Annotated in this window: 6 protein-coding genes; 2 read left to right on the top strand and 4 right to left on the bottom strand. The window is 72.6% G+C overall.

What is annotated here, in order from left to right:
• Window position 1: 1 nt before the first annotated feature.
• Window positions 2-4,936: a non-ribosomal peptide synthetase gene (locus tag Cba03nite_RS21085; RefSeq protein WP_203748846.1), complete on the bottom strand. Its 4,935-nt coding sequence runs from the start codon at window positions 4,934-4,936 to the stop codon at window positions 2-4.
• Window positions 4,937-5,467: 531 nt separating this feature from the next.
• Here Cba03nite_RS21085 and Cba03nite_RS21080 point away from each other — a divergent pair.
• On the top strand, window positions 5,468-6,106 hold the full coding sequence (locus tag Cba03nite_RS21080; RefSeq protein WP_203748843.1) for an N-acetylmuramoyl-L-alanine amidase: 639 nt from the start codon (window positions 5,468-5,470) through the stop codon (window positions 6,104-6,106).
• 165 nt (window positions 6,107-6,271) lie between these two features.
• Window positions 6,272-6,523 (top strand): hypothetical protein, encoded by a 252-nt coding sequence (locus Cba03nite_RS21075; RefSeq protein ID WP_203748841.1) that lies wholly within the window; start codon window positions 6,272-6,274, stop codon window positions 6,521-6,523.
• Window positions 6,524-6,530: 7 nt separating this feature from the next.
• On the opposite strand, the gene Cba03nite_RS21070 is transcribed toward Cba03nite_RS21075, so the two are convergent.
• The 3 genes from Cba03nite_RS21070 to Cba03nite_RS21060 all read right to left on the bottom strand — a co-directional run bounded on the left by Cba03nite_RS21070 (window position 6,531) and on the right by Cba03nite_RS21060 (window position 9,918).
• Window positions 6,531-7,151, bottom strand: coding sequence for an HXXEE domain-containing protein (locus Cba03nite_RS21070; protein ID WP_203748839.1), 621 nt, complete (start codon window positions 7,149-7,151; stop codon window positions 6,531-6,533).
• A 117-nt stretch (window positions 7,152-7,268) separates the two neighbouring features.
• On the bottom strand, window positions 7,269-8,099 hold the full coding sequence (locus tag Cba03nite_RS21065; protein ID WP_203748836.1) for a DUF8832 domain-containing protein: 831 nt from the start codon (window positions 8,097-8,099) through the stop codon (window positions 7,269-7,271).
• Entirely contained in the window at window positions 8,077-9,918 is a 1,842-nt protein-coding gene (locus Cba03nite_RS21060; protein ID WP_203748834.1) for a choice-of-anchor B family protein, read from the bottom strand. Before Cba03nite_RS21060 ends, Cba03nite_RS21065 begins: the two co-directional genes overlap by 23 nt.
• Between the last annotated feature and the right edge of the window lie 257 nt (window positions 9,919-10,175).

Below are 10,175 nucleotides of genomic sequence, written 5' to 3'. Positions count from 1 at the left end.
ATCAGTTCCCCCGGAGGCCGGACTCGGCCGCGATCTCGGCGATGACAAGGTTCTCCAGCTGCCGGGCGAACTCCGACAGCACCGGATGGTCGAACAGCAGGCGCACCGGCACGGCACAGCCGAGCGTGTCCCGCAGCCGCCCCGCCACCCGCGTTGCGGCCAGCGAGTGGCCGCCCAGGCCGAAGAAGCTGTCCAACGCGCCGATCCGCTCGGCGCTCAGCGTCTGCGCCCAGATCTCCGCGACGAGCTGCTCCATCACCGACCCGGGCGGTGTGTGCGGCCGGTCGGCTCCCGGCCGTGGCAACGCGGCCAGGTCCACCTTTCCGCTGGGCATGACCGGGAACGCGTCCAGCACCACCCAGCGGTGCGGCACCAGATACTCGGGCAGCCGGGCGCGCAGGTGCGCGGCGGCCTCCTCGCCCGTGATCGCCGACCGGCCCACCAGGTAGCCGACCAGGTGCGCCTCGGCCCCCTGGCCGTGCGCGACCACGACCGCGTGCGCGACCAGCGGATGGTCCCGCAGCGCCGACTCGATCTCGCCCAGCTCCACCCGGTAGCCGCGGATCTTCAGCTGGTGGTCGCGGCGGCCGCAGAACGCCAGCTCGCCGTCGGCGCGCAGGCGCACCAGGTCGCCGGTGCGGTAGCAGCGCCCACCCGGCACGTACGGGTCCGGCACGAACGCGGCCGCGGTCAGCTCCGGGCGGCGGTGGTAGCCCAGCGCCGGTCCCGCGCCGCCGATCCACAGCTCACCGGCCGCGCCCGGCGGGGCGAGGCGGCCCAGCGGGTCCATCACGTAGAGCCGCTCGCCGGGCATCGCGTGCCCGATCGGGACGGTCTCGTCCACCGCGTGCACCCGGAACGCCGCCGACAGTACGGTCGCCTCGGTGGGGCCGTACACGTTCCACAGCTCGCCGACCCGGCCGAGCAGGTCCCGGGCCAGGGCCGGGTCGAGGGTCTCGCCGCCGCTCCAGATGCGCAGGCCCGGAGCCCCGGCCCAGCATGCGGCCAGCAGCGTACGCAGCATCGTCGGCGGCACGTTCATCACCGTGATCCTGTGCGCGCCGATGCGCTCGGCCAGCCGGTGCCCGTCCACGGCCGCGTCACGCTCGACGACCACGCAGCACGCGCCCGCCGACAGGGTGGACCAGATCTCCGCGCACGAGGTGTCGAAGCTGAGCGTCGCCACCGCCAGCATCCGGTCGCCGGGGCCGATGCCCGGCTCGCGGCCGAGCGAGGCGGCCAGCGCCGCCAGCCCCGACTGCGCCACCGCGACACCCTTCGGGGTGCCGGTCGAGCCGGACGTGTACAGCAGGTAGGTCAGGTCCGCGCCGAGCACCGGCTCCAGCTCCACCTGCTCGGCCGGGGGAGCGGTGTCCAGGTCGAGCGCCCGTGTCCCGGCCACGGCCGCCGCCGCTTCCGCGGTGGACTTGCGGCACAGCACGATCCGCGCGCCGCCGTCGGCGGCCAGCCACGCCAGCCGCTCGGCGGGCAGCTCCGGCTCCAGCGGCAGGTACGCCGCGCCCGCGCGCCACACCCCCAGCAGCGTCGAGGGCAGCCGGTGGTCACGGGGCAGGCAGACGCCCACCACGTCGCCCCGGCCGGTGCCGGCGCCGCGCAGCACCCCGGCGACCTCGGTCGACAGGTCCCACAGCTCCCGAAACGTCAGCTGCCCCGCCGCCCCGGCGACGGCCATCTCGTCCGGCCGCGCCGCGACCTGGCGCTCGATCGCGTCGACCACCGTCGGCGGTGCGTCCAGGGCCGGTCCGGCGGCACGGCGCAGCAGCTGCTCCCGCTCGGCGTCGCCGACCAGCGGCAGCTGCGACAGCGGCCGGTCCGGGTCGCCGGCCAGCCCGCCGAGCACCAGCAGCAGCCGGTCGGCGAACGCGTCCGCGGCGGCAGCGTCGAGCAGGCCGAGGTCGTACCCGAACTGCAGCTCGGTGCCGTCCACGGTCTCGTTGACGTACACCGTCAGCGGACTCTGCGCCCCGCCGCAGCCCAGCTCGCCCAGCAGCTCCAGCGTCACCGCCCCGGCCAGGGCGCGCACCGGCATCCCGGACGGCTGCGCCGACAGCACCACCGGGGTGAGCATCGCGCCGCGTGGCTGGGTGCCGATCGCCTCGAACAGGTCCTCCGTGGACGGCCGGGGCAGGTCCAGCGCGCGGGCCGTGGTCGCCGCGGCCATGACCAGCGCGTCGCGCAGGCTCGCGTCGCCGTCCAGCCGCAGCCGCACCGGCAGCACGTCGACCAGCGGGCCGACCACCCGGTCCAGCTCCGGCTCGGCACGCCGGGCCGCGACCGCGCCCACCAGCACGTCCGCACGGGCGGTGAGCCCGGTCAGCAGCAGGCCCAGGCCGGTGAGGTACGCCGTGAACGGGCTCGTGCCGCAGCTCGCGGCCAGCTCGGCGAGACCGGTGACCAGCGGCTGCGGCAGGGCGCGGGTCAGCCGCCCGCCCCGGAACCCGCCCTGCCCGGTGAACAGGTCGCCCGGCGGGGAGGCCCCGGCCAGCTCCTGCGCCCACTGCGCCGCCGCCTGACCGGCCTGCGCTCCGGCGCGCAGGGCGAGGTCGCCGACCTGCACCGCGGGCCCGGCGGCCGAACCCGGCGCGGCCAGCTCGGCGGCCAGGCCGGTGAGCAGCACGCCTACCGACCACCCGTCGCAGGCCAGGTGGTCGCTGACCAGCACCAGCTCAGCCGTCTCGGCGGTGTGCCGGATCAGGTCCGCGCGCAGCAGCGGCACCGGCGCGGCCAGGTCGAACGCGTGCCGGGTCGCCTCGTCCGCGATCTCGGCGGCGCGCTGGTCGCGCTGCGCCCGGGGCAGCTCGCGCAGGTCGTGCTCGGTGACCGGGACGCCGGCGTACCCGCCCACGACCGCGACCGGCTCGCCGTCCCGCTCCACCACCCGGCTGCGCAGCACCTCGTGCTGCCCGGCCAGCGCGTCCAGCGCCCGGCGCAGCCCGTCCGCGGAGACCGGCCCGGTCAGCCGGACCCGGAACGCGACCGTGGTCACCTGCGGCACACCGCTGACCTGCCGCAGCGTCCACAGCTCCCGCTGGGTCGGGGTGAGCGGGTAACGGTTCATGCCGGTGCGCCGCACCGGGTGCTCAGCGGTACCGACGGGTGCGAGCGCGGCCGCGCCGGACCGTGGCCCGGCCGTTCCGGAAGTCCCGGCCTTCCCTGCGAACGCGCCCGTGCCTGCCAGGCCACCAGGGTTCGCCTGGCCGTCCGTGCCTCCGGCGCCACCCGCGCCCACGGTGACCAGGGCGGCCAGCGCGGCGGCAGTGGGTTCGGCGAGGAAGGCGGCCAGCGGCACCGTGACGCCGAACTCGCGCCCGGCCAGCGCGCACAGCCGGGCGGCGGTGAGCGAGTGCCCGCCCAGATCGCCGAAGCGGTCCAGCACGCCGACCGGCGGCAGGGCGAGCACCTCACCGGCCAGCTCGGCGACCCTCGCCTCGGCGGGGGTGCGCGGCGCGACATACGGCACCGCGATGTCCCGGCGGGCGGCCACCTCCGGCAGCGCCGCCTTGTCGATCTTGCCGTTCGGATTGAGCGGCAGCCGCCCGGTCACCCGGAACCGGGTCGGCACCAGGTGTTCGGGCACCCGCTCCGCCAGCCAGCCGCGCAGCGCACGCTCGTCCAGCCCGTCCGCCTCGACGTGCCCGACCAGGTACGCGGCGCCGTCCGCGTCGGACCGGGCGACCACGCAGGCCCGGCGCACCGCGGGATGGCGTACCAGCACGGCCTCGACCTCGCCCGGCTCCACCCGGTAACCGCGGACCTTGACCTGGTCGTCGGCCCGGCCCGCGAAACGCAGCACGTCGCCGTCACGGCGGACCAGGTCGCCCGAGCGGTAGACACGCGTGCCGTCCGGCTCGGCGGCGAACGCGTCCGACTCCCGCCCGAGGTAACCGCGCGCCACCACCGGGCCGCCGATCCACAGCTCGCCCAGCTCGCCGTCGGGCACCGGGCGGCCCGCCGCGTCCCGCACGGTGAACACCGCGCCGGCGATCGGGTGGCCGAGCGACGGCTCGCCCGGCTCGTCGCGGCCCACGTCGGCGATCGCGCAGGTGGTGGTGCACTCGGCCGGGCCGTAGAGGTTGCGCACCCGGCGGACGCCGGGGTTGGCGTAGATGCGGTCGACCAGCGCCCGGGTCAGCGGCTCGCCGCCGGCGAACACCGCCCGCACCCCGTCCGGCAGCGGTTCGCGCAGCAGCGCCGCCAGCGCGGACGGCACGCCGTACACGGTTGTCACCTCGTCGCGGGCGGGCAGCGACGGCAGCGCCAGCACGTTGTCGGCGAGGATCACCGTGCCGCCCGCGAGCAGTGGCAGGAACAGCTGGCTGATCGACGGGTCGAAGCAGATCGAGGCGGTGGCCAGCATGCCGCGCAGCTCCTCGGCGGGGTACGCCGACTGCTCCCAGCGCAGCAGGTTCATGGTCTGCCGGTGCTCCACGACGACCCCTTTGGGGCGGCCGGTGGAGCCGGACGTGTAGATGACGTACGCCGCGTCCGCCGGGCTGCCGGTGTCGGCAGGCCGGTCCGCGACCTCGCCGTCCGGCTCGCCGTCGACGTCGATCGCGGTGGCGGCCAGGCTCGCGGCGGCGTGCCGGGTGGCGCGGGTCGTGACGACCAGGGACATGTTCGTGTCGGCGGCGATGAAGGCCAACCGCTCGGCCGGGTACGCCGGGTCGAGCGGCACGTACGCCGCGCCGCTCTTCAGCACGCCCAGCAGCGCCGGCAGCAGGTGCTCGTCGCGGGGCACGCACACCCCGACCAGCGAGCCAGGTGCGGCACCCGCACGGCGCAGGCGGGCCGCGACGCGATCGGCCCGCGCGTCGAGGTCGCCGTATGACGTCCGCACCCTCCCCGCGATCACCGCCACCCGGTCCGGTGCTGTCCCGGCCTGTTGCTCGAACGCGACGTGGATGCGCTCCGACATGCAGTCTCCCCTGTTCACGGCACACGGAAGCCGCCGCCCGGTAAGGCAGCCGCATCCATGCATGGGCATCTGGTGATGGGGAGCGTACCCCCGCGCCGCTCGTTACCGGAATCGTCGTTTCCGGCCGGTCCGCCACGACCGGACGCTGACCTTGAGCACTTCGTACAAACGTACTAAACAATATGTGTGAAGTGCCACAACGTGTCCGAGCCTCCGTGTCACGCCGCGAGGGCGGTCCTCATCGGACCACGGGCGGCTATAGCCCGGCTACAGATGCACTACTCGCTCGGCCACGCCGATAGTGGCCGCATGGCGTTCACCGACATCCCCCGTCCCCCGCGGATGATCGCCGTCTCGGGTCAGAAGGTGTGGTCCGACCCCACTTCGGGACACGAGACGGCGATCATCCCTCAAGGAAGGTGAAGGAAAACGTCTCCAATCTAAAAACTTCCGTAAACCATCTTCATAGAGGAATGTACATGCGCTAGATTCCTCCGGTCCCCGTCCTCCTCGCCCCCCAGAGGTGTACACATGATCGGAAACAACGGCCTGCGCCGCCGCACGCTGCTGGCCGCGGCCGCGGGTGTGGCCGCGGCCCCCTTCGCCGCCGGACCTGCCTTCGCGGCCGCGCCGAAGGTCTACCTGGACCCCGGACACGGCGGCACCGACCCCGGTGCGGTCGCCAACGGCCTGCAGGAGAAGACCCTCACCCTCAACATCGCGCTGCAGACCCGCGACATCCTCAAGGCCAACTGGGCCGTCGACGTGCGGATGTCACGGACCAGCGACATCACCCGCAGCCTCGCCTACCGCACCGACGACGCCAACGCGTGGGGCGCCGCGATCTTCGTCAGCATCCACATCAACGCCGGCGGCGGCAACGGCTTCGAGAGCTACCGCTACCCGGGCGTCGGCGCGACCACCCAGCGCCTGCAGAGCACCGTGCACAGCAACGTGCTCAGCCAGATGCGCACGATCGCCTCGGTGACCGACCGCGGCAAGAAGGAGTCCAACCTGCACGTGCTGCGCGAGTCGAACATGCCCGCCGTGCTCACCGAGAACCTGTTCATCGACACGCTGGCCAACGCCAACCTGCTCAAGCGCGCCGACTTCATCACGGCGACCGCCCGGGGTCACGCCCGCGGCATCGCCGCCTTCCTCGGCCTCTGACCCGCTGACGCGCGAGCCCGAGCCGTCGCGATGATCTTGCCCGGCGGCTCGGGCCGGGCGCGGTTGCCGCGCCCGCCATGTCTGCCCAGGTCGCGGCTGTGAGCTGGGCAGACGGGCGGTGCTAACCTCGGCGTCCGACCCCGGAACAGCGCCTTCGGAGACCAGGTGACCGACGCACCTCCCGCGCACGTGCCAAGGCACGGCCGCGATGCATACCCTGCCGAGCAGCGGGGACGGCGCGTGCTGTGGCGGACCGTGTCGATCGGTCTGTTCGTGCTGCTCGCGCTCGGCACCTTCTGGCTGGAGCAGCGGATGGGCTGGCCCAAGGAGATCACGACGCCTCTGGTGGCCGTCCCGTACTGGGCGGTGGTCACCGCGGTCTGGCGGCACTACGGGCCGGAAATGCCGGGTTTGTAAACCTGCGCTAAGCGACGGCGGCGGCGCGTACCTGCCGGTACTCCCGCACCAGGAGGACGATCAGCGCGACGCTGAGGATCAGGTGGCCGGTGGCGGTGTAGAGGCCGGGGAAGTACTCCCACCCGCTGAGGACCGGGAAGACGAAGTGCGAGATCGCGTTGATCAGGCCCGCGCCCAGCGCGTAGAACCACAGCATGTAGTTGGCCACCCGCACCTGGAACAGCGCGCCCGCCCCGGCCAGGCACCACAGCGCACCGAACCCGAACACGAACGTGAGCAGGAAGTCCCGCTCGCTCCAGCCGCGCGGCGAGGAGAACAGCTCGACCACCTCGTGCGGGAAGCCGCCGGTGTACTCCTCGGCCATGTGCACCAGCTGGAACGCCACGCAGCACAGGTACAGCGCGACGATGCGCCGCGAGCGCACCGGATGCCGGTACGTCGTGGCCAGCCAGGCGACGTACGACACCGTCGAGGCGGCCACCAGGATCGCGGCCGGCTGCACCGGGATGGTGGCCAGCATCCACACGTCGAACCCGGCGACCAGCAGCGCGACGACGATCGCCGAGTACGGCTCCACGCGCGGGCGTTCCGTGGCCGGCTCGCCGGTCGCGGTCTGGGTGGCGGTCATGTCGTGCTCCTTCTGGCGCGCCGTCGTCGCGGCAACGGCGGACGGTGATCGTCCTATCACGACGGGGCGGGCGGGGCAACCGGGCGGAACTCCGCGCGCTCGCCCCGCCCGGTGCGGTCACGTCACGAACACGGTGAACGCGGCGCGCTGCGGCTTGCCGGCCACCTGGAAGTCCATGAACAGCCGGTACTCGCCCCGGTTGGCGAACTGCACGTGGAAGGTCAGCTCCTCGGCGGCCGGGTGCAGGTGGGTGAGCGCCTGCGTGCGCACCTCGAACGCCGACATGTGCGCCAGCGCCCCGAGATACGGCTCCAGCCGCACCCCCGGGACGTCGAAGCTCAGCAGGCCGGACCGGCCCACCCGCAGGTGCGCCGTGCCGTCGAGCCGGTTGACCACGTACCGTCCCGCGACCGCCGACGGCGCGGGACCGGGCAGCGGCGCGACCTTCGTGTCGCCGGGGATGACGAACGGCAGCCCCAGCGTCGTCGGGTGCCCCGCGACGTCGCGTCCTTTCGGCACGAACTCGGCGTAGAACCGGTACGCGCCGCCGTCGGTGATGTCGACCTTCGCGGTCCACGTGTCGCCGCTCAGCTCGGGGTGCAGGTGCTGGTAGCCGCTCATGTCGTCGCGGACCAGGTACAGGTGCAGCAGCTTCGTCTGCAGCAGCTCGTACTCGGTCTGCGGGGTGCCGTCCGGCCCGTGGATGCGGAACGCGACCGGCACCGCCTTCCCGCGCCTGGCCGGCAGCGTTACGGCCTGGATCAGGTAGCCATCGTGGCTGTCGGACAGGCCGTCGCCGTGCAGGCTGGGCGACGGCGACGGCACGGGGGCCGCCGCCGTCGGCACGGGCACCGACCGTCCGGGCAGGACGGTCAGCACGTACGCGACCGTGGCCAGGAACGCCACGCCCAGCACCAGGTAGGGACTACTGCTGCGTAATCTTGACATCGTCCACGCCGGCCTCGACCAGGCTCGCTCCGGAGGCGTCGGCCGCCGTGATCAGGATGCGCACCGACTGCCCCGCGTACGCGGAGATGTCCCAGGTGCCGGTAGCCCAGGCCCCGTCCCGGTCGGTCGCCCCGGCGGTCTGCTGGAACAGCTGCGTGGTGCCGCCGTTGTGCACGATGCTGACCCGGAAGTAGTCGGCGCTGGACGCGTTGTTGCCGTGCGCCAGGTACCACGACAGGGACACCTTGAGCGCGCCGCTGCCGGGCAGGGTCACCGCGGGGGAGCGGATGCTGCTGACGCCGCCGTCGAGGTCGTACGTGCCCGCGCTGGACCCGGCGAGGCGTCCCGTGACGAGGTCGTTCGTGCCGCTGACGGTGGTGCCGACCTGCTTGGTGCCGCTGGACGTGGTCGCCTCCGGGTCACCGCGCTCCCACACGCCGGAGGTCGCGGTGTCGGTGCCGTTCGGGTTGACCGTCCAGCCCGTGGCGGTCTCGAACGTGTCGCTCCACACCGTGGTGGTCGGCGGCTCCACCACCGGGTTGTGCTTGACCAGGACCAGCCCCTGCTCGATGCCGCTGATGGCGATCGTCCCGCTGGCGAAGAACGGGTACACGTTCCACGCGCCGTTGAAGCCGGTGTTGTTCGCCGCCGGGTAGATGTCGAAGTAGGCGATCTCCTGCAGGTTGTTCTGCGCGATCCCGCTGATGTCGAAGATCCGCAGCCCGGCGCGGTAGCTGGCCTGGTAGGCCTTGTCGCCGATGATGTACAGGTTGTGGTCGGTGGCCTGGATCGTCGGCGAGGTGTAGACGCCGGTGTTGACCGGGGCGTTGAGGTCCGACACGTTCCAGATGAACGTCTTCGTGCCGGGCAGGTCCGAGTCCAGCTCGTCGTCCATCAGCAGGCGGCTGTGGTCCTCGGTGAGCCAGCCCTGGTGGGTGTACCCGACGCCGCTGTAGGTGGTGCGCGACAGCTGCACCGGCGCGGCCTTGTTGGTGACGTCGACGATGGTCAGCGTGTCGGTGTTGTAGTTGAAGCAGATCTCGCGGCCGCTGTAGGCGGTGTCCGGGCCGTGGTAGACCACGCACTGGTTCTCGTGGACGTACCCGTCGTTGCTGACGCAGCCCGCGTTGACCGGCGACTTCGGATTCTGCACGTTGACCATGTGCACGCCGCCGCTGCACGTGTTGGTGCCCACGGCGTAGATGAACCCGGTCTGCTCGTTGACCGCCAGGGTGTGCGAGTTGCCGAACCCGGTGTAGCGGGCGTCGGCGGTGAACGTCTGCGGCGTGGTCACCCCGCGCAGCCGGGTCAGGTCGAACACCTGCATGCCGTGGCTGCTGATGCTGTCCGCGCCGATGAACGCGTGGTTGGCGTACACCTTCACGTCGCGCCACGAGCTGGAGGTGCCGTTGTAGGACGGCAGGTTGCCCAGGTAGACCGGCGCCGTCGGCACGCTGACGTCGACGAAGGAGGCGCCGGTGGTCCGGCCGAAGATGATGTACTCCTTGCCGGTGGACGAGTCGGTCCAGCCCCACATGCTGTTGCCGTTGCCGCCGCCGATGCTGCCCAGCGGCAGCACGCTGAGCAGGTCGACGTTGCGGCACGGGTAGGTGCCCGCCATGCCGCCGGAGCAGGCCGTGGCGGCCAGCGTGCTCACCTGGTCGGCGGCCCGCCAGGCGGGCTCGTAGTTCTCCATGATCCGCCGGAACTCCTCCTTGCCCTCCGGTGAGTTCGGATCGTGGGCCCAGGAGGCGGTGGCGGACAGGGTCAGGGCGAGCAGGCCTGCCACGACGCCGGCTGTTCGCAGGACACGTCGCATGGTGGGGGACTCCCTTCGGTGGGGGAGCTACATCGTCACATGCGAATGTTTCAGCGCACAATGCACCGCCGCAGGCAAGGAAGGGCACCTTCTTAACGCTATCCGTAGAGGAAGGGCACCTTCTTAACCTCTGGCCCGCGCGCGGGTCCGGGGGCTGTTCATAAACAGGTAACATATTTCTATTCATCGCTCATTGCCGGACGAATGGTGCGGCGGTAGCGTCGCGTCCGCGGCATCGCCGAACCGCCGCGGAAACG

It is taken from the genome of Catellatospora bangladeshensis (genome assembly GCF_016862575.1).
Taxonomy (GTDB): Bacteria; Actinomycetota; Actinomycetes; order Mycobacteriales; family Micromonosporaceae; genus Catellatospora; species Catellatospora bangladeshensis.
This window is presented reverse-complemented; position numbering and strand designations above follow the sequence as displayed.